We start from the raw sequence: 23616 nt of genomic DNA, 5'->3' as shown, positions 1-23616 counted from the left end.
ATGGATGTCCGCTATGTTACCTAATGTGCCTTGATTAAAACCCGCGCGCCTCACATCGCGTAGTGTCGGACTGTGAGCTCCCCGGCTGCCGTAGCAAAGACGCAGCATGCGGGCACATCCTCGATATATGGCCGGGTCTTTACGTCATATGAATGTCATGACATATTGGCCGATGGCTTTACCTCCTTTACGGACATTCCGGAGGGTATGCATGGCAGTGCGGAAACGGTCGATGGGTGTGGTCGCGGTCCTTGCGGCGACCGGGCTGGGGTTGGCCGCCTGCGGCCAATCGTCCGGCGGAGGTGGTGACGCCATCGAGTTAACCATCACCCAGAACGCCATCGCGGGCGGGAAGAACGCCGCCGGCGCGAACTTCATCACCAACTGGGTGATCCCCCAGTTCGAGGCGGCCCAGAAGGCGAAGGGCAAGACCGTCAAGGTCAAGTTCGTCCCCAGCGGCGTCGACGACGAGCAGTACAAGACCAAGCTCTCCCTGGACCTCAAGTCAGGCAAGGGCGCGGACGTGATGGACATCGACGGCATCTGGGCCGGCGAGTTCGCCGAGGCCGGCTTCATCAAGCCGCTGTCGGACCTCGTCGGCACCGACGCCGAGAACTGGCCCGGTTGGTCGCAGATCCCCGTGGCCGTGCAGGGCGCGGCCACGTTCAACGGCAAGAAGTACGCCCTGCCCGTCGGCACCGACGGCCGGGTGCTCTACTTCAACAAGACCCTCTTCCAGAAGGCCGGGCTACCGGCTGACTGGCAGCCGAAGAGCTGGCAGGAGATCCTCGACGCCGGCACGAAGCTGAAGTCCTCCGGCGTGCCCGTGCCGATCCAGATCAACGCCGGCACGGCGATGGGCGAGGCCACCTCGATGCAGGGCGTGCTGCCGCTGCTCGCGGGCGCGGGCGGCGAGGTGCAGAAGGACGGCAAGTGGACCGGCGCCGCGCAGTCGATGAAGGACGCGCTCGGCTTCTACCAGAAGATCTACGGCGGCGGCCTCGGCGACCCCAAGCTCCAGCAGGAGGCCAAGGGCCGCGACAAGTCGTTCCAGCAGTTCGCCCAGGGCAAGATCGGCATCCTGATGGAGGGCGACTACTTCTGGCGCGGCGTCGTCAACCCCAAGGACGGCGTGGCCAAGATGCCCGACCGTGACCAGGTCGTCGGCTACGCCATGATCCCGGCCATGGAGCCCGGCAAGGGCATCCGCGGCCAGGACTTCGTCAGCATGTCCGGCGGCGCCCTGCGTACGATCAACCCCAACAGCAAGCACCCGAAGGAGGCCTTCGAGCTGGCGGCCTTCACGCTCTCGCCGGATGCGTTGAAGGAGGAGACCAAGGACGGCAACGTACGCATCACGCCGCGTACCGACGTCAACAAGGAGATCCTCGCGAACGAGCCGCTGCTGGCGTACATCTCGGAGAAGGTGATGCCGCTGACGGCCTATCGGCCGCCGGTCGCCGTCTACCCGCAGGTGTCGGTGGCGCTGCAGGAGGCCACCGCCGCGGTGGTGGGCGGCACGGCGCCCGACCAGGCGGCGGCCGACTACCAGAAGAAGCTTGAGGGAATCGTCGGTGGCGCTGGCAACATCGCCTCCTGAGGTCCCCGAAACCGCCGGACCGGAGCGGTACAGCTCGGACGCGGCGGGCCTGGGCAGGCTGCGGGCAGGGGTCTTCGTGGCCCCCGCCCTGCTGCTCGTCGCGGTCTTCCTCGTCTTCCCCGCGCTCTGGGTGCTCTATCTCGGGCTCACGAACTACCGCCTGACCGGGCTCGCCGCGGCGGATCCCCAGTTCGTCGGGCCGGCCAACCTCATCGACGCGGTGAGCAACGCGGAGTTCTGGAGCTCCACCTGGCTGACGGTCGAGTTCGTGGCGGGCTCGGCCGTCATCGGGCAGGTCGGGCTCGGCTTCACGATCGCCTGGCTGCTGCGCGACCGGCGGGGGCCGCTGAAGCGGGCGGTCGAGGGCCTGGTCATCCTGGCCTGGATCCTGCCCAGCGCGATCGTGTCGTTCCTGTGGGTGGCGCTGCTCGACCGCGACGCCGGCACGCTCAACGCGCTGCTCGGCACCCAGGGCTTCGGCTGGCTGCTCGATCACCCCATGCTGTCGATCATCGTGTTCAACATCTGGCGCGGCACCGCGTTCTCGATGATGTTGTACGGCGCCGCGCTCGGGAACGTGCCCCCGTCGCACCTGGAGAGCGCCCGCCTGGCCGGGGCCTCCGGCTGGCAGCAGCTCAGGGACGTGGTGTTCCCGCACATCAGAGGGCACATCCTGACAAACCTGCTGCTGATCAGCCTCTGGACGTTCAACGACTTCACCCCCTTCCTGCTCACCGCGGGCGGCCCCGACGGCAAGTCCGAGATACTGGCCGTGCACGTGTACAAGGTCGCGCTGCAGAGCGGCGAGCTCGGCCACGGCGCCGCGGTCTCCACGATCATCCTGCTGATCAACCTGGTCGTGGCGGTGTTCTACCTGCGGCTGCTCCGGAGCAAGAAATGACGCGTTTCGTGCTGGGCCGGATCGGGTTCTACACGCTGATCGCGGTGCTGCTGGCCTTCTTCACGATCCCGCTGCTGTGGCTGGTGACGGCGCCCTTCACGGCCAACCCGACGTACGAGGTCCAGGTGCCCGACTTCACCTGGGACAACTTCAAGGCGGTCGTCGAGCATCCGTACGCGCTGCCGTCCCTCTACAACTCGCTGCTGCTGTCCGTCGGCACGGCCGTCCTGGTGGTGATCCTGGCCGCGCTGGCCGCGTACGCGCTGAGCCGGGTGCGGCTGCCCGGCCGGGACGCGCTGCTCTACGCGTTGCTGCTGCTGTCGTCGATCATCACGGGGACGGCGGCCATGGTGCCGCTGTTCCAGCTCGCGGTGGAGCTGAACCTCATCGACTCGCAGCTCGGGCTGATCCTCATCCTGACCGGCGGGCTGCTGCCGGCGGCGATCTTCATGCTCAAGGACTTCATGGACTCGACGCCTAAGTCGTATGAGGAGTCGGCGCGGGTGTTCGGGGCCACGCCGCTGCAGATTGTGCGGGACGTGGTGGTGCCTCTCGTACGCCCGGGGCTGGCGACGATCGCGGTCTGGGCCGTGGCCAACGTGTGGGGAAATTTCCTGATGCCGTACCTGCTGTTGAGCGACGTCGAGAAGCAGCCGGCCGCGGTGATCACGTACACGCTGTACACCGAGGGCGGCCAGGCCAATCTGAGCATGTTGTCCACGTTCGGCCTGCTCTATTCGATTCCCGTGGTTCTCATGTACCTGTTCGTCAGCAAGAAGTACGGCTTCCGCTTCCACGGAGGGATCAAGCGTTAATGGCCGGAATCGAACTACGCGGGCTGACCAAGGTCTACCCCGGCGGGGTGAAGGCGCTCGACTCGCTCGACCTGGCCATCCCCGACGGCGAGTTCTTCGCCCTGCTCGGACCCTCCGGCTGCGGCAAGACCACGCTGCTGCGCACGATCGCCGGGCTGGAGACCGCCACCGGCGGGGCCGTCGTCATCGGCGACAGGGACGTGACCGGCGTGCAGCCGGGCGGGCGCGACGTCGCCATGGTCTTCCAGGACTACGCGCTCTTCCCGCACATGGACGTCACGGACAACATCGCCTACCCGCTGCGCATCAAGAAGGTCGCCAAGTCCACGCGCCGCGACAAGGCCGCCGAGGTGGGGGCGCGGCTCGGCCTCGAACACCTCATGGACCGCCGGCCAGGGCAGCTCTCCGGTGGGCAGCAGCAGCGGGTGGCGCTGGCCCGGGTGATGGCCACGCAGGCGCAGGCGTTCCTGTTCGACGAGCCGCTGTCCAACCTGGACGCCCGGTTGCGGCTCGAAGCCCGTACGTTCCTGAAGAAGCTCCAGCGGGAGCTGGGCGTCACCACGGTCTTCGTCACCCACGACCAGGCGGAGGCCCTGGCGATGGCCGACCGCATGGCCGTCATGGAAAGCGGGCACATCCGGCAGATCGGAACCCCGGCCGAGGTGTTCCAGCGGCCTGCCAACACGTTCGTGGCCGGATTCATCGGCTCGACACCCATGAACCTGCTGGACGGCACCGTACGAGGTGACACGCTGGAGGTGGCAGGCTGCAAGGTGGCGGTCCCGGCCTCGGCCGAAGGACGGCTGTCCGACGGGGAGAAGATCGTGTACGGCGTGCGGCCCGAATACCTGGCCTACTCGCCCGAGCCCGCGGAGGGCGCGCTGGGCGGCAAGGTGGCCATCGTGGAGAACCTCGGCGCGTCCCACCTGGTGACGCTCGACGTCAACGACGTGACCGTGCAGGCCGTCGTGCCGGAGGGCAGCGAGCCCGCGATCGGCGACGACGGCCACGCGGTGCCCCGGCGCGACCGTGCCCTGGTCTACCGGGACGGAGAGCTGGTGTGAAAGGCCACTGGAGCCTGGACGACCGGCTGGAGCGGATCCTGCGGGAGGTGCCGTTCGAGGTGCCCGCCGGGACCGCGGCCGTGTCCGTCCGGCTGTCGTACGACAGGTCGCAAGGGGTGATCGACCTCGGATGCGGCGCGCCGGACGGCTTTCGCGGCTGGTCCGGGGGCGCGCGTGACGAGTACACGATCACCCGCGACTGGGCCACCCCCGGCTACCTGCCGGGCGAGCCGGAGGCCGGGACGTGGCACGTGTGGTTGCGGCTGCACCGGATCCCGCCACAGGGGCTCGACTACGCGCTGGAGATCACCACCTCGGCCGTCGCCCCCGACGAGCCGGTCGCGGAGGAGCCGCCGCACGGGCAGCGCCCGCCCCGGCGGGACATCCCTTCCGTCGATGGTCTGCGGTGGTTCGCCGGGGACTTCCACGCCCACACCCTGCACAGCGACGGCAGCCTGACCATCCCCGAGCTGGCCGAGCTGGCTCACGGTCGCGGGCTCGACTTCCTGGCCGTCACCGACCACAACACCGTCAGCCACCACCCCTGGCTGGCCAAGATCGACCGCGACATCACGCTCATCCCGGGCCAGGAGGTCACCACCGACCGGGGCCACGCGAACGTGTTCGGCGACGTCGGCTGGGTCGACTTCAGGCAGCCGGCCGACTCCTGGGCCGAGCACGCCGAGCGCGCGGGCGGGCTGATCTCGATCAACCACCCGCTCGGCGGGGACTGCGCCTGGTTGCTGCCGCTCACCCGCCGGCCCCGGATCGCCGAGGTCTGGAGCTCCGGCTGGTGGGACCGCCGCTGGGGCGCGCCGCTGGCCTGGGCGGACGCCTGGCGCGACGACGTGATCGCGATCGGTGGCAGCGACTTCCACCGGCACGGCTCCGACGGCCTGCCGGGCGCGCCGACGACGTGGGTGCTGGCCGAGGACACGAGCACGGTGCTGGACGGCGTGCGCGCCGGGCGCACCGCCGTCTCCACGGGGCCCGACGGGCCGCTGCTGCTCAGGATGGGCGACGAGCTGCTCGCGCTGGACGCCGACGGCCTGGTGCTGGTCCGCCCCGACGGCACGCGGCAGGTCGTACGTGGGGAGCGCGTGCTGCTGCGGGCCATTGACGGACGACACCGCCTGGAAACTTTCGAGAACGAGGTGATCGCACTATGCGAGTGAAGGTGGCCAATGCGCCCGTGAGCTTCGGTGTGTTCGAGCTGGCCACCGAGCCGCCGCCGCTCAGCGCCGACGAGATGGTCGGGGCGCTGTCCGAGGCCGGTTACGAGGGCATCGACTCAGGGCCGATCGGATACCTGGGCACCGGATCCGAGCTTGCCGACCGGCTGGCCGGCAACGGGCTGCTGCTCACGGGCGGCTGGGTGGACCTGCCATACAGCGACGCGGGGGCGTACGAGGCCGCGCTGCCGGTGCTGCAGGCCGCGCTCGACGTGTTCGCCGCCGCGCCCCCGGCGCCGGAGGGGTTCGGGCCGCGGCCCACGCTGGCCTGCTCGGGGTCCCCGGGGCGGTTCGCGCGCCCAGGTGGGAGCGTTCCAGGGCTGGCCGCGTCCGAGTGGACGGGGTACGCCGCCCGCGTGCAGGACGCGACCGACCGTTGCCGCGAGCGCGGGCTGGAACCGGCGTTCCATCACCACCTCGGCACCTACGTCGAGACCCCCGGCGACGTGGAGCGGCTGCTGGAGCTGACCGACGTGCAGCTCTGCCTCGACACCGGCCACCTGCTGCTGGCCGGGGGCGACCCGGTGACGGCGCTGCGCGACTGGGCGAGCCGGGTCGATCACGTGCACATCAAGGACGGCGACACGAAGATCCTCGCCCAGGCCCTGGCCGACGGCGCCGATCTGCGCGAGCTCATGGGGCGCGGCGGGTTCGCCCCGCTGGGCGAGGGCGAGCTGGACCTGCCCGCCGTGGTGCGCACCCTCGACGAGATCGACTACGCGGGATGGATCATCATCGAGCAGGACACCCTGCCAGGACGCCGCACCGTCGCCCAGAACATCGCCGACCAGGCGGCCAACCGACAGAAGCTGAAGGACTTGGGAATTTGAGAATCGCGCTGGTGGGATGCGGTGCCGTCACGCAGGCGGTGTACGTGCCGCTGCTGTCGAGGCGGCGCGACCTGTTCGAGGTGACCGCGGTCTGCGACCTGTCGCGGACGCTGGCCGACGCCGTGGGCGACCGGCTGGGCGCGGCCGGTCGCTACACCGTGGTGGAGGAGATGCTCTCCGCCGGAGGCTTCGACGCCGTGCTCGTCCTCGCGTCCGGCTCGCACGGGGAGACGGCGAGCCGGGCGCTGGCCGCCGGGTACGCCGTGCTGTGCGAGAAGCCGCTCGCGCTGACCAGGGCCGAGGTGGCGGCGCTGCCCGAGGGGCGGCTGATGGTGGGCTACATGAAGCAGTACGACCCGGCCGTGCGCCGGGCCGAGGAGCTGCTGGCCGAGCTCGGTGGGCCCGAGGTGATCAGGTCGGTCGAGGTGACCGTGCTGCATCCCAGCGGGGAGTCGCAGCTGGCCTTCGCCAACCTGACGCAGGCGCGGGACGTGGACCCCGGGTTGCTCGACTCGCTGCGTGCCGCCGAGCGCGGTCTCGTCTCGCGGGCGCTGGGGGAGTCGGCGCCGGAGCAGGTCAGGGGGCTGTACGGGGTGGCGCTCGGCTCGATATGCCACGATTTGTCGCTCTTGAGGCGCTTTACCGGCTCTCCTGCGGAAATTTCGTACGTTGAGACGTGGGGGCCCGCGCCCGGCTCCATCGAGATCAGTGGTCCCCTGCCGGCCCGGGGCCGGTTCTCCATCCGCTGGCACTACCTGGAGGACTACCCGGCCTACCGCGAGACCGTGGCCATCCACCATGACCAGGGCTCGCTGGAGCTGGTGTTCCCCTCGCCCTACCTGATGAACGCCCCCACGACCCTCACCGTGGTGTCCGGCGCAGAGAGCCGTACGGAGTACCGCGACGTCACCGAGGCATTCGAAGTACAGCTGGCTGCCTTCCATGCTTTCGTGAACGATGGCAAGCCGCCGCTCACCGACGCGAGCGGCGCGCTGGAGGACATCGTGACGGCCCAGCGGATCGCCGCCCGCTACGCCGTACAGCATGATCTGCCCATTGGAGGGGAGGCCGCGTGAGCGCTGAGATCGTCGTCGTACCGCACACGCACTGGGACCGGGAGTGGTACGAGCCGTTCCAGCGCTTCCGGCTGCGGCTGGTGGCGCTGCTCGACGAGGTGCTCGACCAGATGGAGCGCGAGCCCGCCTACCACTTCACCCTCGACGGGCAGCTTGCCTGCGTGGACGACTACCTGGAGGTGCGGCCGGAGAACCGCGACCGCATCGCCGCGCTCGTCGAGTCGGGGCGGCTGGCTGTGGGCCCGTGGCAGATCCTGCTCGACGAGTTCCTGTGCTCGGGCGAGAACATCGTGCGCAACCTCGAGCTGGGCATGGCCCGGGCGGACAAGCTCGGCGGGGCGATGCCGGTCGGGTATCTGCCCGACATGTTCGGGCACACAGCGCAGATGCCGCAGATCCTGCGCAAGGCCGGGCTGCTGCATGCCTGCGTCTATCGCGGGGTGCCGTCCTCGGTCACCACTGACGCCTTCGCCTGGGTCGCGCCCGACGGGACGGCGCTGCGTACGCAGTACCTGCCCGCGGGCGGGTACGGCAACGGTGCGTACCTGTTCGCGGACGCGTCCGGCCTGGCCGAGCGGGCGGCCTCGTTCGTGACGACCATGCGGGAGTGGCACGGGCCCGAGGGGCCGCTGCTGGCCATGTACGGCACCGACCACTCGGCGCCCGTGCGCGGGCTCCCGGACATGGTGGCCACGATCGGCGCCCGGATGGACACCTTGTCCGGATATATCGGGGAGTATTCCGGCGATGTGGACGGCCTGCCCCGCGTGGCCGGCGAGCTGCGCTCACACGCGCGCGCCAACATCCTGCCCGGCGTCATCTCCGTCCGCGCCCACGTCAAGCAGGCCATGGGCCGCGCCGAGCGCATGGTCGAGCGCTACGCCGAACCCCTCGCCACCCTCTGGGGCGGGGAGTGGCCCGGCCGCTTCCTCGACATGGCGTGGTGGCGGCTGGTGGACGCCAGCGGGCACGACTCGGTGACCGGCTGCGGCGTGGACGACACCGCCCAGCAGGTGGCCGCGCGCATCGCGGAGGCCGAGCACCTCGGGCAGGCCGTACGCGACATGGTGACCGCCCGCCTGGCCGAGTCGGTGCCCTCCGACGGGGCACTCGTCGTCAACCCGACGCCTCAGGTGCGCAGCGGCGTGGTCGTCGTTGACCTGGCCGGGACGGACCCGCTCGTGGACGCCTCCGGCGCGCCGGTGCCGTCGCAGACGCTGGAGTACGCCGGGACGCTGCTGCTCGACGAGGAGATGGACCCGGCGCTCGCGCTGACCTTCGTCCACGGCACCGAGCTCTACGGGCAGCACATCACGGGCTGGTCGGTGGAGGGCGGGACGCTGACATTCACGGTGGCGCGGGAGACGTCGCTGACCTTCGACGTGCGCGATCTGCACGGGGAGCTGGACGGGGTGAGCCGCGTCCGCATTCTGGCCGAGCCGCGGCGCAAGGTCGCGGCGCTGGTCGAGGTGCCGCCGCTGGGCCACACGAGCCTGCGGCCCGCTCCGCGCGACCAGGTGTACGGAACGCCCGCACCCGGCCTGCGGCCCATGGAGCACGACCCGTCCTGCTGGCTCGGCTCCGACTCGGCGACCCTGCCGGTGCGCGGGGACGAGCAGGTGCTGGACAACGGCCTGCTCCGGGTCACGATCGCCGCCGACGGCACCCTGACGCTGCTGGGCCGGGACGGCACCACGATCACGGGCGCGGGCCGCATCGTGGACGGCGGCGACGTCGGCGACACCTACAACCACGCGCCCCCGCTCACGGACCTGATCGTCTCGGGGCCGTCGTCCGTGGAGACGGAGCTGATCTGCTCGGGTCCGGTGGTGGCCCAGGTGGACGTGCGGCGCACGTACCGGTGGCCCGCTTCCGGCGACGGCGTGGACGGCGCTCCCGAGCTCCCCGCCCCCTCGCGGAGCCCCCAGACCGAGGAGATCGTCGTCACCACCCGCGTCGAGCTGCGGGCCGGCGAGCCGTATGTGCGCCTGCACATCGAGTTCGACAACCGGTGCGCGGACCATCGCGTGCGCCTGCATGTGCCGCTGCCCGCCCCGGCGGCGCAGTCGCACGCCGAGGGCCAGTTCGCGGTCGTCACCCGCGGGCTGACCGCAGAGGGCGGCTGCGGCGAGACCCCGCTGCCCACCTTCCCCGCCTCGTCGTGGGTGGCGGCCGGGGGCGTGGCGGCGCTGCTCGAGCACGTGACGGAGTACGAGCTGGTGAACGGCGAGCTGGCCCTCACCCTGCTGCGCTCGGTCGGCTACCTCTCCCGCAACCGCAACGCCCTGCGCCCCGAACCGGCCGGCCCCCAGCTCCCGACCCCGGCCGCCCAGTCGCGCGGGCTGCGCTCGGTGAGCCTGGCGCTGATGCCGTACCAGGAGTCCTGGCAGGAGGTGGTGCCCCAGGCGGAGACCTTCCGCCACGACCTCCTCGTGGTCCCGGGCCAGGGCGACCGGGCGCTTCCGCTGCCTTCTCCCGCGTCCGGGCTGTCGGTGACGGGCGACGGGGTGGTGATGACCTCGCTCAGGATGCGCGACGACTGGCAGGAACTGCGGGTGGTGGCGCTGACTCCTGACGCCACGGAAGCCGTCATTTCCGGCGCCTTCGGGCAAGCGCGGCGCGCGGATCTGCGCGGACGTCCCGGTGAGTCCGTGCAGGTCAGCGATGGCGAGGTGCGGCTGCCCATGGGGCCGTGGGAAATCGCGACCATCCAAATTCGTCAACTCTGAGTAATGGATCGAACTCACGGAGACGCAACGCGGAGAGGACAAGGACAAGCTCTATTCGTGGCTGGAGTACATCGCCAACTTCCGGGCCCGTGAGAGATGTCCGGTCTGCCTGGTGGTCATCTGTCCTGATCGAAAGATCGCCCGCTGGGCGGCCAAGCCCATAGAAACCGGCCATCCTGGGTTGACCCTGACCCCGTTGGTCATTGGCCCCGACAACACTCCGGCCATCACCAATGTGGAGGAGGCGGCGGGCAATATCGGGCTGGCCGTCGTCGCGGCCATCACGAAGAACGACGACCCGCTGTTCAAGGACATCCTGGGCACCTTGAACCAGGCTCTGAGCAGGATCGATCGCAAGCTTGCCGGACAGTACGGGCACTACATAAACGTGTCGCTGACTGGCGTGGCACAGGAAGAATGGGGGAGACTCATGGCTATGCAGACCTATCCCTACCAGGGCGAGTACGCCGAGAGCCTGCTGGCTGAGGGCCGGGCGGAAGGCAGAGCGGAAGGCAAGGCGGAAGGCGAAGCCAAGCTTCTGCTGAAGCTGCTGGAGATGCGTGGCATCGCGGTGTCCGAGGAGGTCCGTGAGCGGATCGCGGGCTGTGAGGACACAGCCACTCTCGAAGCCTGGTTCCAGCGGGCGTTCACCGTCGAGTCTGCGGACGGACTCTTTGTCTGAGCCGCCGACTACGGAGATCTCGCCACGCGAGTACTGGATGAGCCTCATGGCCCAAGAGAAATACGAGTACCAGCGCCTCTACATGCAGAAGCTGCGGGACAAGGCCAGCTCGGTGCTCCAGACTCTTGAGAATCAAGGGTTGCCTATGTCCGACGAGATCCGCGAGCGAATTCTCGGCTGCCGGGACTCGATCTCCCTGGACACCTGGCTCGTGCAGGCGTTCGACGTCGAGTCGGCGGAAGAGCTCTTCGAGCACGGCCAAGTCTGACGTTCAAGTCAACTGGCCCGTCACGGTCCGAAGCCCAGGAGCCCGAGTTGGCGGGCGGCGCGGATGGCTAGCCAGACCTCCGCGAACGCCCCACTGGATGACAGGTCGCGCCCGGTGAGGGCGGCGAAACGCCGCAAGCGGTAGGCCAGGGTGTTGGGGTGGATGTGGAGCGCCGCCGCCGCGTCGTCGGTGTGGCGGTTGCGCTCCATCCACACGCGTACGGACGCCAGCAGGCGCGAGTCGTGGGCCTTGTCGTAGGCCAGCACCTCGCCCAGCACGTGATCCACCAGGGCCGCCAGCGTGGCCGGGTCGTCGGGCAGCCAGCGGCCCGTCGTGTCGTCGCCGTAGTGCACCAGCGGCCTGCCCGACTCCGCCGCGTGCGCGACCGCCCACAGCGCCTCGCGCTGCACCAGCCGCATCGACTCCCCGGGCGGGAACGGCCGGCTCATGCCCGCCCGTACCCCGGGTAGGGCCGCGATGGCGGAGCCGAGTTCGGGTGGGCCCATGAGGTAGTGGTCGTCTCCTCTTCGCAGCATGAGGTGGGGGAGGTCGTCCAGGGCGCGGCGCAGGGCATCGTCGGGAGCGCCGCGGACCACTAGCAGGACCGAGTCCTCCGCCAGCGGGAGGCCCAGCCTGGCGAGCCGGCGGCGGGCGGCCGGAGGGTCGAGCACGTCCTGGAGGAGCTCGGCCAGCGTCTCGGCGCCCTCCCTGCGCAGGGTCTCGTGCTCGTGCCTGGCCATCGCCACCTGGAGCGCGGCCACCGTCGCGATGTGCTGGACCACCGCCAGGCCCGCCGGGCGGGCGCCCTCGCGCTCGAAGGCGACCAGGAAGCCCGCGGGGCCGCCGGGCGCGGACACCGGCAGGACGAAGCCGCCGGGGATCGTCGGAGGCGCGTCGGGCTCCTTGGGCAGGACGTCGAGGGCGGGCACGGGCACGCCGGGCAGCAGGGCGCGGCCCTGAGGCGTGCACATGTAGACGTCGTATCCGGACAGGCGCTCCAGGCGGTTGAACAAGGTCGCGTTGTCCAGGTCCTCCGAGGCGAGCCAGCGCAGCGCGCCGAACACCTGGAGCTGGGCGCCGAGGCGGTGGCTCGCGTCCTCCTGGAGCGCCGCCGCCACCTCCTGCGCGATCGCGATGAACGGCACCGCCAGGGGCACCTCCAGCACCGGCATGCCACGCGACTCCGCGGCCTCGAAGAACGCCGGGTGCAGCGGCGGCACGTGGAGCTGGGCCGAGAGCGCGAGGGCCGAGACCCCGGCGTCGTCCAGGCGTTCGAGGTAGGCGCGCTGCCGGGCGGCCGTACGGGGGACGCCGAGGCCGGTCGTCATGATGACCTCGGCCCCGAGCAGCCACGGCGTCGGGTCGTCGAGCTCGCTCACATGCGCCCACGACACCGAACGCGACAGCCCGGCCTCGCCCGCCAGCAGGCGGAGCTGGAGGGCGGGGGAGCGCAGGAGGTCCTCGACGGTCAGCTTGTGTTCAGCCACAACAAACACCGTAATACTTCGTGAGTTCTACAATTGTCGCAGGTCAGACGCATGACGAACACTGGGCCGCATGAATCTAGGCCCAGTCGACTCCAGCCGGGTCCCGCGCTTCGCCGGGCTCGCCACCTTCGCCCGCCTGCCCCGCCTTGACCAGGTCGAGCGGGCCGACGTCGCCGTGGTGGGCGTGCCGTTCGACACCGGCGTCTCCTACCGGCCGGGCGCCAGGTTCGGCCCGGCCGCGGTCAGGGAGGCGTCCCGGCTGCTGCGGCCGTACCATCCGGGGCTGGACGTCTCCCCGTTCGAGCGGGCGCAGGTGGTGGACGCCGGTGACATCGCGGCGAACCCGTTCGACATCGGCGCGGCCATCGAGAGCATCGAGGGCGCGGCGGACTCGATCGACGCCAAGCTCGTCGCGATCGGCGGCGACCACACCATCGCGCTGCCGCTGCTGCGGTCCGTGGCCAGGAAGCACGGTCCCGTGGCGCTGCTGCACTTCGACGCCCACCTCGACACGTGGGACACCTACTTCGGGGCCGAGTACACGCACGGCACCCCGTTCCGGCGGGCGGTCGAGGAGGGCCTGCTCGACACCGAGGCACTCAGCCACGTCGGGATCCGGGGCCCGCTGTACGGCAAGAAGGACCTCGAGGACGACCGGCGGCTCGGGTTCGGCATCCTGACCGCGGCGGATGTCCTGCGGCGCGGCCTCGACGAAGTGATCGACGTGCTGCGGCAGCGCATCGGCGATCGGCCGCTCTACGTGTCCGTCGACATCGACGTGCTCGATCCCGCGCACGCGCCCGGCACCGGAACGCCGGAAGCGGGCGGGCTCACCAGCCGGGAGCTGCTGGAGATCCTGCGCGGCCTGGCCGGCCGCAACCTGATCGGGGCCGACGTGGTCGAGGTGGCCCCGGCCTACGACCATGCGGAGATCACCTCGATCGCCGCCTCCCACGTGGCGTACGACCTCGTCAGCTTGCTAGCGATGCAGGAGAAGAAGCAGACATGAGCAGCGGCATCACCGAAATCGAGACGTACGGGGTCGAGCGCATCCCCGACGCGGACCGCACCGCGCGCCCGCTCGACCTGTTCAGGGTGGCGTTCGGAGGCGCGAACACCTTCGCCACCTGCGTGCTCGGCGCCTTCCCCATCCTGTTCGGCCTGTCGTTCTGGCAGGGGCTGGCCGCCACCGTGCTCGGGCTGGTGGTCGGGGCGCTGATCCTGGCGCCGCTGTCGTTGTTCGGGCCGCTCAACGGCACCAACAACGCCGTCTCGTCGTCGGCCCACCTGGGCGTGCACGGCCGGATCGTGGGGTCGTTCCTGTCACTGCTCACCGCGATCGCGTTCTTCTCGATCTCGGTGTGGTCGTCGGGGGACGCGTTGGTCGGCGGCGCGCACCGGTTGGCAGGGCTGCCGGACACCGACCTGTCCTACGGCGTCGCGTACGGGATCTTCGCGGTGCTCGTGCTGGTCGTGTGTGTCTACGGCTTCAGGTTCATGCTGTTCGTCAACAAGATCGCGGTGGCGGCGGCGTCGCTGCTGTTCGTGCTGGGGGTGTTCGCCTTCGCCGGCGACTTCGACCCCTCCTACCCGGGCACGCTGGCGGCGGGTGACCCGCTGTTCTGGCCGTCGTTCATCGGCGCGGCACTGATCGTGTTGTCGAACCCGGTGTCGTTCGGAGCGTTCCTCGGGGACTGGTCCCGCTACATCCCGGCGAGCACGCCGCGCTCGCGCGTGATGGCCGCCGCGTTCCTGTCGCAGATCGCCACCATCCTGCCGTTCTTCTTCGGCCTGGCCACCGCGTCGATCATCGCGGCCAAGGCCGCCGAATACGTCGACCCGGCCGCGCCCAACTACGTCGGCGGGCTGCTGGCGATCTCGCCTGGCTGGTACTTCGTGCCCGTCTGCCTGATCGCGCTCATCGGCGGGATGTCCACGGGCACGACCTCGCTCTACGGCACCGGGCTCGACTTCTCCAGCGTGTTCACCCGCTTCTCCCGCGTGCAGGCCACGGTCTTCATCGGCACGTTGTCGATCGTGTTCATCTTCATCGGCCGCTTCGCCGCGAACCTCACGCAGAGCATCTCCACGTTCGCCACGCTGATCATCACGTGCACGGCGCCGTGGATGGTGATCATGATGCTGGGTTACGTGACCCGGCGCGGCTGGTACGACCCGGAGGCCCTGCAGGTCTTCAACCGGCGCCAGCGCGGCGGGCGCTACTGGTTCACGCACGGCTGGAACTGGCGTGGGGTGAGCGCCTGGCTGGTGTCGGGGGGACTGGCGCTGATGTTCGTCAACCTGCCGGGGCAGTTCGTCGGGCCGCTCGGAGACCTCGCCGGCGGCGTGGACATCTCGCTGCCGGTCGGGCTGGCCGTGGCCGGGCTGCTCTACCTGGCGCTGCTGGCCGCCTTCCCGGAGCCGCGCGAGGTCTACGGACCAGAAGGGCCGCGGCTGGCCCGCGCCGCCGACACCCCGGTGCTGCCCATCGTGGACGCGGCGGCCGAGCCGGTCACGTGACCGGCCTTGCTAGCGGGTGCCCCAGGAGTAGGTCTGCTTGCGCAGCTTCAGGTAGACGAACGACTCCGTGGCCCGTACGGCGGGGATGGCGCGAATTTTGCTAAGAATTTCCAACAGGTGCCCGTCGCCCTCGCAGACCACCTCCACGATCACGTCGAAGGAGCCCGCCGTGAGCACCACGTAGTCGATCTCCTCGATGGCCGCCAGCTCGTCGGCCACCGCCTCCAGGTCGCCCTCGATGTTGATGCCGATCATCGCCTGCCGGGGGAACCCGAGCGTCAGGGGGTCGGTGACCGCGACGATCTGCATCACGCCGGCGTCCTGCAGCCGCTGGACGCGCTGGCGCACGGCGGCCTCGGACAGGCCCACCGCCTTCCCGATCGCCGCGTACGGCATGCGCCCGTCGCGCTGGAGCTGCTCGATGATCTGCTTGGACAGATCGTCGAGCACCACCGGCCCGGCATTGGCGTTGGTGCGGCGTACGCGCGGCGGCGTCGTCATCGGCTGCAATCCTCCTTGCGGCCCGGCGTTACGGGCACGTTCCCGCTGAGTTGCCGTCCCGGTGCGACATGTTGTCAGTTCCTGGCTTCCTGTCAAGCGAATTCGTAGCAATTTGGTATCTTCACCACGAAATCCCTTGTTCAGATGCAGCGCGCTCTGTCAGAGTCGCGGCATCTCAGCCACGAGGAGGCACCTTGACCACTCGTCTCCAGAACTTCATCAACGGTGAGTTCGTGGACGCGAAGAGCGGCCGATTCTCCGACGTCATCGATCCGTGCACGGGCGAGGCCTATCTGCAGGCCCCCGTCTCGGGTGCCGAGGACGTCGACGCCGCCTACGCCGCCGCGGCTGCCGCCTTCGAGTCGTGGGGCAGGACCACCCCGGGTGAGCGGGCCAACCTGCTGCTCAAGGTCGCCGACGCGATCGACGCGCGGGCCGACGAGATCAACGAGGCCGAGTGCCGCAACACCGGCAAGCCGCGCGCCCGCATGGCCGAGGACGAGACCCCGGTCGCCGGCGACCACTTCCGGTTCTTCGCGGGCGCGGCGCGCACGCTGGAGGGCCCCACGGCCGGCGAGTTCCTCGCCGAGCACACCAGCGTCATCAGGCACGAGCCGATCGGCGTGATCGGCCAGGTCACGCCCTGGAACTACCCGATGATGATGGCGGTCTGGAAGATCGCCCCCGCTCTGGCGGCCGGCAACACGGTCGTGCTCAAGCCGTCCGACACCACCCCGGCCGCCACGCTCAAGCTGGCTGAGATCCTCGGCGAGGTGCTGCCCGCCGGCGTCTTCAACGTCGTCACCGGCGACCGCGAGACCGGCGCGCTCGTCGTCGGCCACCCGACGGCCTCCATGGTCGCCATCACCGGCTCGGTCGGTGCGGGCATGTCGGTCGCCAAGAGCGCCGCCGACGACCTCAAGCGCGTGCACCTCGAGCTCGGCGGCAAGGCCCCGGTCGTGGTGTTCGAGGACGTCAAGGACCTGCGCAAGGCCGCCGCGGACATCGCCGTCGCCGGCCTCTACAACGCCGGCCAGGACTGCACCGCCGCCTGCCGGGTGCTGGTGCAGGAGAGCGTGCACGACGAGTTCGTGGCCGCGCTGACCGAGGCCGCCGCCGGCACCGTGACCGGCGACCTGGACAACGAGGACGCGCTCTACGGGCCGCTCAACAACGAGAACCAGCTCGCCAGGGTCCAGGGCTTCGTCGACCGGGCCCCGGCGCACGCCAAGGTCCTCACCGGTGGCCACCGGGTCGGCGAGAAGGGCTACTTCTTCGCGCCGACGGTCATCGACGGTCTCAAGCAGGACGACGAGATGGTGCAGAACGAGGTCTTCGGCCCCGTGATCACCGTCCAGACGTTCACCGACGAGGCCGACGCGCTGGCCAAGGCCAACGACGTGAAGTACGGCCTGAGCGGCTCGGTCTGGACCTCCGACCACGGCCGCGCCATGCGCATGTCCAACCGCCTCGACTTCGGCGTGGTCTGGGTCAACACGCACATCCCGTTCGTCTCGGAGATGCCGCACGGCGGCTTCAAGCACTCCGGGTACGGCAAGGACCTGTCGGTGTTCGGCCTGCACGACTACACCCGCGTCAAGCACGTCATGCACTACATCGGCGAATAGGACAGTACCCGGGATGGCTGAGCTGAATGCGATAGAGCTTGAGAACGTCGTCAAGGAGTACCTCTCGCATGGCGAGGTCGTCCAGGCGGTAAAGGGCGTCACGCTGGGCATCGCCGAGGGGGAGTTCTTCTCCCTCCTCGGCCCGTCCGGGTGCGGCAAGACCACGACGATGAGAATGATCGCCGGGTTCGAGCCGCCTTCGAAGGGCCTGGTGAGGCTGCACGGCAAGGACGTCACGAACGTCCCGCCCAACAAGCGCGACGTCAACATGGTCTTCCAGTCCTACGCGCTCTTCCCGCACATGAGCGTCTGGGACAACGTGGCGTTCGGGCTGAAGCAGCGCAAGACGCCGCAGGAGGAGATCAGGCGGCGGGTCGGCGAGATGCTGGAGATCGTCGATCTCACCGGCAGGGAGAAGCGCAGGCCGCGCGAGATGTCCGGCGGCCAGCAGCAGCGCGTGGCGCTGGCCCGCGCGCTGGTCAACCGGCCGCGGGCGCTCCTGCTCGACGAGCCGCTCGGCGCGCTCGACCTCAAGCTCCGCCAGGCCATGCAGATCGAGCTCAAGCGCATCCAGCGCGAGGTCGGCATCACGTTCGTGTACGTGACACACGACCAGAACGAGGCGCTGACCATGAGTGACCGGATCGCGGTCATGAACGACAGCCTGGTCGAGCAGCTGGCCGGGCCGCGTGAGATCTACGAGCGGCCCGCGACCGCGTTCGTGGCCGGCTTCATCGGCACCTCCAACCTGCTCGCGGGCACCGCGAACAGCGGCGTGCTGAAGATCGGCGGCGGTCGGGTGCTGGTGCCGGGGCACGACGGCGACGTGACGGTGACCGTGCGGCCCGAGAAGATCATCATCGACACGGAGGAGCCCGCCGAGGGGCTGAGCGCCGTTCGCGGGACCGTGGCCGAGGTGGTCTACCTGGGCACCTACAACAGCTACGCGGTGAGCCTCGCTGACGGGGCCGAGGTCACCGTGTTTCAGCAGAACGCGCTTGACGCCACGGCCACCGCGGAGCGGGGCGACTCCGTGTGGCTGTCGTGGCAGGCGCGGCACTCGTACGTGATAGGAAGTTGATAGCACCCCATGAACCACCCCATGCCCCGCTCCCGTCGTGACGTTTTCCGGATCGCCGGGTTCTCCGCCGCAGGGCTGGCTCTGGCCGCCTGCGGTGTTCAAGGACAGAAAGCCGCGCCGCCGAAGGCCGACGCGGTCAAGGACTACTGGGCGAAGCAGACCAAGCACGGCAAGGTCGTCTTCGCCAACTGGCCCGAGTACATGCCGGAGGACCAGGCGCCGCTGAAGAAGTTCCAGCAGGCCACCGGCATCTCGTACGAGTACAAAGAGGTCATCCAGGAGAACGCCGAGTTCTTCGGCAAGGCCGACCCCGTGCTGCGCGCCGGGCAGTCCCTGGGCTACGACATCGTCGTCATGACCAACGGCGTGCAGCTCCAGCACATGATCGACCTGGGCTACGCGACCCCGCTCGACCACTCCCAGCTGCCGAACTTCGCGGCCAACGCCGGTCAGAAGTACAAGGAGCGGGCCTACGACCCGGGCAACAAGTACACGGTGCCGTACACGTCGGGCGTGACCGGGATCGCGTACAACACCAAGTACGTCGACGAGGACATCACGAGCATCGAGTCGCTCTTCGATCCCAAGTACAAGGGCCGGGTCGGCATGATGTCCGACGCCCAGGAGATCGGCAACTTCGCCATGTTCGTGCTCGGGATCGATCCCGAGAAGTCGACCGAGGCCGACTGGAAGAAGGCCGGGGAGAAGCTCAAGGCACAGCGCGACGCCGGAATTGTCCGGAAATATTACGACCAGAGCTATATTGACGCCGTGGCCAAGGGCGACGTCTGGCTGACCATGGCCTGGTCGGGCGACGTCTTCCAGCGCCAGCTCGCCGGCGAGCCCGTCAAGTTCGTGGTGCCCGAGGAGGGCGGCACGATCTGGACCGACAACATGCTCATCCCCAAGGGCGCGGCCAACCCGGTGGACGCGCTCATGCTCATGGACTACCTCTACCAGCCGGCCGTGGCCACCGAGCTGGACGAGTTCATCCAGTACGTCACGCCGGTCCCCGCCGTGCAGGACCTGCTGAGGGAGAAGGCCAGGACGGCCGAGGGCAAGGACAAGAAGGCCCTTGAGGACATGGTGGACAGCCCGCTCATGTTCCCCACCGAGGCCGACTACGCCAAGCTGCGCAACTACACCCCGCTGACCACCAAGCAGGAGCAGGTCTTCAACCCGATCTTCCAGTCCGTCACCCAGGCGTGACACATGAGGCGGCTCACCCCCTACCTCCTGGCGCTGCCGAGCTGGCTGTGGCTGGCGATCTTCCTGGTCGTGCCCATGGCCGCGATGGCGTCGGTCTCCCTGCAGACCGGCAACGCCATCGACGGCTTCGCGATGACGTTCAGCTTCTCCAACTACAGCGACGCGCTCGGCAGGTACGGCACCCAGCTGGCGCGCTCGCTGGTCTACGGCGGGCTCGCCACGGTGGCCATGCTGGTGATCGGCTATCCGGTGGCGTACTGGATCGCGTTCAAGGGCGGCACGCGCAAGTCCGTGTACCTGTTCCTGCTGCTGCTGCCGTTCTTCGTGTCGTTCGTGCTGCGGACGATCTCGTGGAACTTCCTGCTGTCGGACAACGGCATCCTGTTCGGCACGCTGAAGGGCTGGGGGTTGCTGCCCGCGGACTTCCACGTGCTGGCCACGACGGTCGCCGTGGTGGGCGGGCTGACGTACAACTTCCTGCCGTTCATGATCCTGCCGATCTACGTGTCGCTTGAGCGGGTGGATCCGCGGGTGATCGAGGCGGCCCAGGACCTGTACGCGACCCGGGCGGCGGCCTTCCGGCGGGTGGTGCTGCCGCTGTCGCTGCCGGGGGTGTTCGCCGGGGTGCTGATGACGTTCGTGCCCGCCACGGCCGACCCGATCAACGCGCAGATCCTCGGCGGCACGGCCAACACGATGATCGGCAACATCATCCAGACCGAGTACCTGACGAACCTCAACTACCCGACCGCCTCGGCGCTGTCGTTCACGCTGATGGCGGTGCTGCTGGTGGGGATCTTCGTCTACGCCAGGGCGCTCGGGACGGAGAACGTGCTCGAGGCGGCGGCCCGATGAGGGGGATCAGGCTCGGCGACCGGCTGCTGCACATCTACACCTGGATCATCATCGTCTGGCTGTCGTCGCCGATCGCCGTGATGATCCTCTTCGGCTTCAACGACAAGAAGAGCAAGTCGAACACCTCCTGGCAGGGCTTCACGCTCCGCTGGTACGCCGAGCTGTTCGACATCTCCGACCTGACCGTGGCGCTGCGCAACTCGCTGGTGATCGCCGCGGTCAGCACCGTCATCACGGTCGTGATCGGCACCATGCTGGGGCTGGCGCTCGGGCGGCACCGCTTCCGGGGCAAGGGGTTCACGAACTTCCTGGTCTTCGCCGCCATCTCCACGCCCGAGCTGGTCATGGGCGCGTCGCTGCTGTCGTTGTTCGTCTCGGGGAACGTGCCGCGCGACGCGAACACGATCATCATCGCCCACGTGCTGTTCTCGGTGTCCTTCGTGGTGGTGACGGTACGGGCGCGGATCGTCACGCTCGACCCGTCGCTGGAGGAGGCGGCCAGGGACCTGGGGGCGACGGCGTGGGGGACGTTCAGGCAGGTCACGCTGCCGTCGATCATGCCGGGCGTGATGGCCGGCGCGATGTTGTCGTTCGCGCTGTCCATCGACGACTACGTGGTCACCAGCTTCGTCAACGGCTCGACCGTCACCTTCCCCCTGTGGATCGTGGGCGCGGTGAAGACGGGTATCCCACCGCAGGTCAACGTCATGGGTACGCTGATCTTCGGCATCGGGGTGCTGATCGCGATCGGAAACGCGGTGGCGGCGCGGCGCCGTACCTAAATAGACCTCCACGAACTTCGTAGGGAAGTGGGATTTGTGGATCCGCTGAAGGCGCTTGCTGATGCGGAGCGCAAGCCGTACTGGCTGGACAGCCCGGCCAGACCCGAGCCGCGACCGCGGCTTGAGGAGAACACGAGTGCCGACCTGGTCGTCGTCGGCGGAGGCTTCTCGGGGCTGTGGACGGCCCTGATGGCCAAGGAACGAGACCCCTCGCTGGACGTCGTCCTGCTCGAAGGGCGCAGGATCGGCTGGGCGGCCACCGGCCGCAACGGCGGGTTCTGCCTGGCGACCCTCACCCACGGCCTGCCCAACGGCCTGGAGCGGTGGCCGGACGAGATCGACCGCCTCGAGCGCATGGGGGTGGCCAACCTCGACGAGATCGAGCGCACACTGGAGCGCTACGGCGTCGACTGCTCGTTCGAGCGCACCGGGGAGCTGCACGTGGCCACCGAGCCGTGGCAGCTCGACGACCTCCACGAGCACCTGGAGCTGATCTCGGCGCACGGGCTCGACTACCTGCCGCTCGACCAGGAGCAGGTTCGGGCCGAGGTGAACTCGCCCACCTACCTGGGCGGGCTCTGGGACCGCAGCGGGTGCGCCATGCTCGACCCGGCGCGGCTGGCGTGGGGGCTGCGGGACGCGTGCCTCAGCCTCGGGGTGCGGGTCTACGAGCGCAGCCCCGTTCGCTCGCTGGGGGACGACGGCACGACCATCACGCTGCGCACGCCGTACGGCGCGGTCGGCGCGCGCCGGGTGGCGCTGGGCACCGGGGTGTTCCCGCCGCTGCTGCGCCGGCTCAAGCACTTCGTGGTCCCCGTGTACGACTACGCGCTGATGACCGAGCCGCTGAGCGGCGCCCAGCTCGCCGAGGTGGGCTGGCGCAACCGCCAGGGCGTCGGCGACTCCGGGAACCAGTTCCACTACTACCGGCTGACCGACGACAACCGGATCCTGTGGGGCGGCTACGACGCCGTCTACTACAACGGGGGCCTGGTCAAGCCCGAGTACGAGCAGCGCGACGAGACGTTCGTCAAGCTCGCCGAACACTTCTACGACACGTTTCCGCAGCTCGGCGACGTGCGGTTCACGCACAGGTGGGGCGGAGTGATCGACACCTGCAGCCGGTTCAGTGCCTTCTACGGGCAGGCGCACGGCGGGCGGCTGGTCTACGCGACCGGCTACACCGGGATGGGCGTGGGAGCCACCCGGTTCGGCGCCAACGTCATGCTGGACCTGCTGTCGGGCGAGGCCACCGAGCGGACCGAGCTGCGGATGGTCAAGGAGAAGCCGATCCCGTTCCCGCCCGAGCCGGTCCGGTCCGGGGTCATCCAGGTCACCCGGTGGTCGATCGCGCAGGCCGATCAGCACCAGGGCAAGCGCAACCTGTGGCTGCGCACGCTCGACCGGATGGGACTGGGGTTCGACTCGTGATCCGGGTGGAATTCATGGTGGACGGCCTCACACTCGTCGGGGACCTGCGGGTGCCCGGCGGCGTGGGGCCGCGCCCCGCGCTGGTGTTCACGGGGCCGCTCACCGGGGTGCGCGCCCAGGTCACCGGGCGGTACGCGGAGCGGCTGGCCGAGCGGGGGTACGTGACGCTGGCCTTCGACCATCGGAACTGGGGCGAGTCCGAGGGGCTTCCACGCCGGGAGGAGGACCCCCAGGGCAAGCTGCGCGACCTGCGGGCCGCCGTGTCGTTCCTGCGGTCGCGGGACGAGGTGGACCGGGACCGGATCGGGGTGGTGGGGGTGTGCCTGGGCGGCGGATATGCCCTGAAATTTGCTGCTTTTGATCCTCGTGTCCGGACATTTGTCGGTATTGCGGGCGCGTACAACAACCCCTACTCCATGCGGGCCGGGATGGACTACCAGTCGGTGCTGGCGGGGCTCACGGATGTCCTGGAGCGGCAGGATCTGGGCGGCGCCGTCGAGTACATGCCCGCGGTCGCGGAGGAGGGCGAGGCCGCCATGCCGGGCGACGAGCCGTACGCGTACTACGGCACCTCGCGGGGCGCCTCGCCCCATTGGTCCAATTCGGTGACCAGGGCCAGCGTGCGGGAGCTGGTCACGATGGACAACATGATGGGAGCGGACTTCCTGTCACCGAAGCCGGCGCTGATCGTGCACGGCGTCATCGACCGGTTCTGCCCGCCCGAGGGGGCCGAGGAGGCATACCGGCGGCTCGACCAGCCGAAGAAGCTCGTCTGGGTGGACGCCAAGCAGCACATCGACCTCTACGACCGCGAGCCGTACGTCACCCAGGCCGTGGACGCGACGGCCGACTTCCTCGCCGAGCACCTCTGACGTCCATGTGGTAGCGGCTCCGCAAGGTCGCGCTGAAAGCCTGACCAGGAAAG

At 69.4% G+C, this 23616-nt stretch carries 21 protein-coding genes; 19 read left to right on the top strand and 2 right to left on the bottom strand.

The features are described from left to right. Nucleotides 1–211: 211 nt before the first annotated feature. The 10 genes from ABN273_RS44315 (at nt 212) to ABN273_RS44270 (ending at nt 11197) form a co-directional block, all read left to right on the top strand. On the top strand, nt 212–1600 hold the full coding sequence (locus ABN273_RS44315) for an extracellular solute-binding protein (RefSeq protein ID WP_349455586.1): 1389 nt from the start codon (nt 212–214) through the stop codon (nt 1598–1600). Then, nucleotides 1575–2501, top strand: coding sequence for a carbohydrate ABC transporter permease (locus ABN273_RS44310; RefSeq protein ID WP_349455585.1), 927 nt, complete (start codon nt 1575–1577; stop codon nt 2499–2501). The genes ABN273_RS44315 and ABN273_RS44310 overlap by 26 nt, the downstream gene beginning before the upstream one ends. Continuing rightward, entirely contained in the window at nt 2498–3316 is an 819-nt protein-coding gene (locus ABN273_RS44305) for a carbohydrate ABC transporter permease (protein ID WP_349455584.1), read from the top strand. The genes ABN273_RS44310 and ABN273_RS44305 overlap by 4 nt, the downstream gene beginning before the upstream one ends. Then, nucleotides 3316–4380 carry an ABC transporter ATP-binding protein gene (locus ABN273_RS44300; RefSeq protein ID WP_349455583.1) on the top strand — a complete coding sequence of 355 codons (1065 nt, stop codon included), beginning with the start codon at nt 3316–3318 and terminating at the stop codon, nt 4378–4380. Before ABN273_RS44305 ends, ABN273_RS44300 begins: the two co-directional genes overlap by 1 nt. Beyond that, nucleotides 4377–5555: a CehA/McbA family metallohydrolase gene (locus ABN273_RS44295; protein WP_349455582.1), complete on the top strand. Its 1179-nt coding sequence runs from the start codon at nt 4377–4379 to the stop codon at nt 5553–5555. The genes ABN273_RS44300 and ABN273_RS44295 overlap by 4 nt, the downstream gene beginning before the upstream one ends. Beyond that, entirely contained in the window at nt 5546–6442 is an 897-nt protein-coding gene (locus ABN273_RS44290) for a TIM barrel protein (RefSeq protein ID WP_349455581.1), read from the top strand. Before ABN273_RS44295 ends, ABN273_RS44290 begins: the two co-directional genes overlap by 10 nt. Further along, on the top strand, nt 6439–7518 hold the full coding sequence (locus tag ABN273_RS44285) for a Gfo/Idh/MocA family protein (RefSeq protein WP_349455580.1): 1080 nt from the start codon (nt 6439–6441) through the stop codon (nt 7516–7518). The genes ABN273_RS44290 and ABN273_RS44285 overlap by 4 nt, the downstream gene beginning before the upstream one ends. Next, nucleotides 7515–10247, top strand: a complete 2733-nt coding sequence (locus ABN273_RS44280) for a glycoside hydrolase family 38 N-terminal domain-containing protein (protein WP_349455579.1) — start codon at nt 7515–7517, stop codon at nt 10245–10247. Before ABN273_RS44285 ends, ABN273_RS44280 begins: the two co-directional genes overlap by 4 nt. Nucleotides 10248–10359: 112 nt before the next feature. Beyond that, a complete protein-coding gene (locus tag ABN273_RS44275; protein ID WP_349455578.1) occupies nt 10360–10929 on the top strand; it encodes an RpnC/YadD family protein in 570 nt (189 codons plus the stop codon). Between the two features lie 46 nt (nt 10930–10975). After that, nucleotides 10976–11197 (top strand): hypothetical protein, encoded by a 222-nt coding sequence (locus tag ABN273_RS44270; protein ID WP_349455577.1) that lies wholly within the window; start codon nt 10976–10978, stop codon nt 11195–11197. 20 nt (nt 11198–11217) lie between these two features. On the opposite strand, the gene ABN273_RS44265 is transcribed toward ABN273_RS44270, so the two are convergent. After that, nucleotides 11218–12684 (bottom strand): PucR family transcriptional regulator, encoded by a 1467-nt coding sequence (locus ABN273_RS44265; protein WP_349455576.1) that lies wholly within the window; start codon nt 12682–12684, stop codon nt 11218–11220. Nucleotides 12685–12754: 70 nt separating this feature from the next. On the opposite strand from ABN273_RS44265, the gene speB reads away from it, so the two are divergent. Both speB and ABN273_RS44255 read left to right on the top strand, forming a co-directional pair. Then, a complete protein-coding gene (speB, locus tag ABN273_RS44260) occupies nt 12755–13693 on the top strand; it encodes an agmatinase (RefSeq protein ID WP_349455575.1) in 939 nt (312 codons plus the stop codon). Then, nucleotides 13690–15204, top strand: a complete 1515-nt coding sequence (locus ABN273_RS44255; RefSeq protein WP_349455574.1) for a purine-cytosine permease family protein — start codon at nt 13690–13692, stop codon at nt 15202–15204. The genes speB and ABN273_RS44255 overlap by 4 nt, the downstream gene beginning before the upstream one ends. Nucleotides 15205–15213: 9 nt before the next feature. Here the strand turns inward: ABN273_RS44255 and ABN273_RS44250 are convergent, their stop codons facing one another. Beyond that, nucleotides 15214–15705, bottom strand: a complete 492-nt coding sequence (locus tag ABN273_RS44250; protein ID WP_349455573.1) for an Lrp/AsnC family transcriptional regulator — start codon at nt 15703–15705, stop codon at nt 15214–15216. 194 nt (nt 15706–15899) lie between these two features. Here ABN273_RS44250 and ABN273_RS44245 point away from each other — a divergent pair, with 194 nt between their 5' ends. The 7 genes from ABN273_RS44245 to ABN273_RS44215 are packed head-to-tail and all read left to right on the top strand — an operon-like array spanning nt 15900 to nt 23563. Beyond that, a complete protein-coding gene (locus tag ABN273_RS44245; protein WP_349455572.1) occupies nt 15900–17333 on the top strand; it encodes a gamma-aminobutyraldehyde dehydrogenase in 1434 nt (477 codons plus the stop codon). 13 nt (nt 17334–17346) lie between these two features. Next, nucleotides 17347–18414 carry an ABC transporter ATP-binding protein gene (locus tag ABN273_RS44240; protein WP_349455571.1) on the top strand — a complete coding sequence of 356 codons (1068 nt, stop codon included), beginning with the start codon at nt 17347–17349 and terminating at the stop codon, nt 18412–18414. A 21-nt stretch (nt 18415–18435) separates the two neighbouring features. Further along, nucleotides 18436–19623, top strand: a complete 1188-nt coding sequence (locus tag ABN273_RS44235; protein ID WP_349455570.1) for a polyamine ABC transporter substrate-binding protein — start codon at nt 18436–18438, stop codon at nt 19621–19623. Nucleotides 19624–19626: 3 nt separating this feature from the next. Beyond that, entirely contained in the window at nt 19627–20478 is an 852-nt protein-coding gene (locus ABN273_RS44230) for an ABC transporter permease (RefSeq protein WP_349455569.1), read from the top strand. Continuing rightward, nucleotides 20475–21260 carry an ABC transporter permease gene (locus tag ABN273_RS44225; RefSeq protein WP_349455568.1) on the top strand — a complete coding sequence of 262 codons (786 nt, stop codon included), beginning with the start codon at nt 20475–20477 and terminating at the stop codon, nt 21258–21260. The genes ABN273_RS44230 and ABN273_RS44225 overlap by 4 nt, the downstream gene beginning before the upstream one ends. Nucleotides 21261–21296: 36 nt before the next feature. Further along, entirely contained in the window at nt 21297–22691 is a 1395-nt protein-coding gene (locus ABN273_RS44220; protein WP_349455567.1) for an NAD(P)/FAD-dependent oxidoreductase, read from the top strand. Further along, nucleotides 22688–23563: an alpha/beta hydrolase gene (locus tag ABN273_RS44215; protein WP_349455566.1), complete on the top strand. Its 876-nt coding sequence runs from the start codon at nt 22688–22690 to the stop codon at nt 23561–23563. The genes ABN273_RS44220 and ABN273_RS44215 overlap by 4 nt, the downstream gene beginning before the upstream one ends. Nucleotides 23564–23616: the final 53 nt, after the last annotated feature.

Source organism: Nonomuraea sp. B19D2 (genome assembly GCF_040137845.1).
Taxonomy (GTDB): Bacteria; Actinomycetota; Actinomycetes; order Streptosporangiales; family Streptosporangiaceae; genus Nonomuraea.
This window is presented reverse-complemented; position numbering and strand designations above follow the sequence as displayed.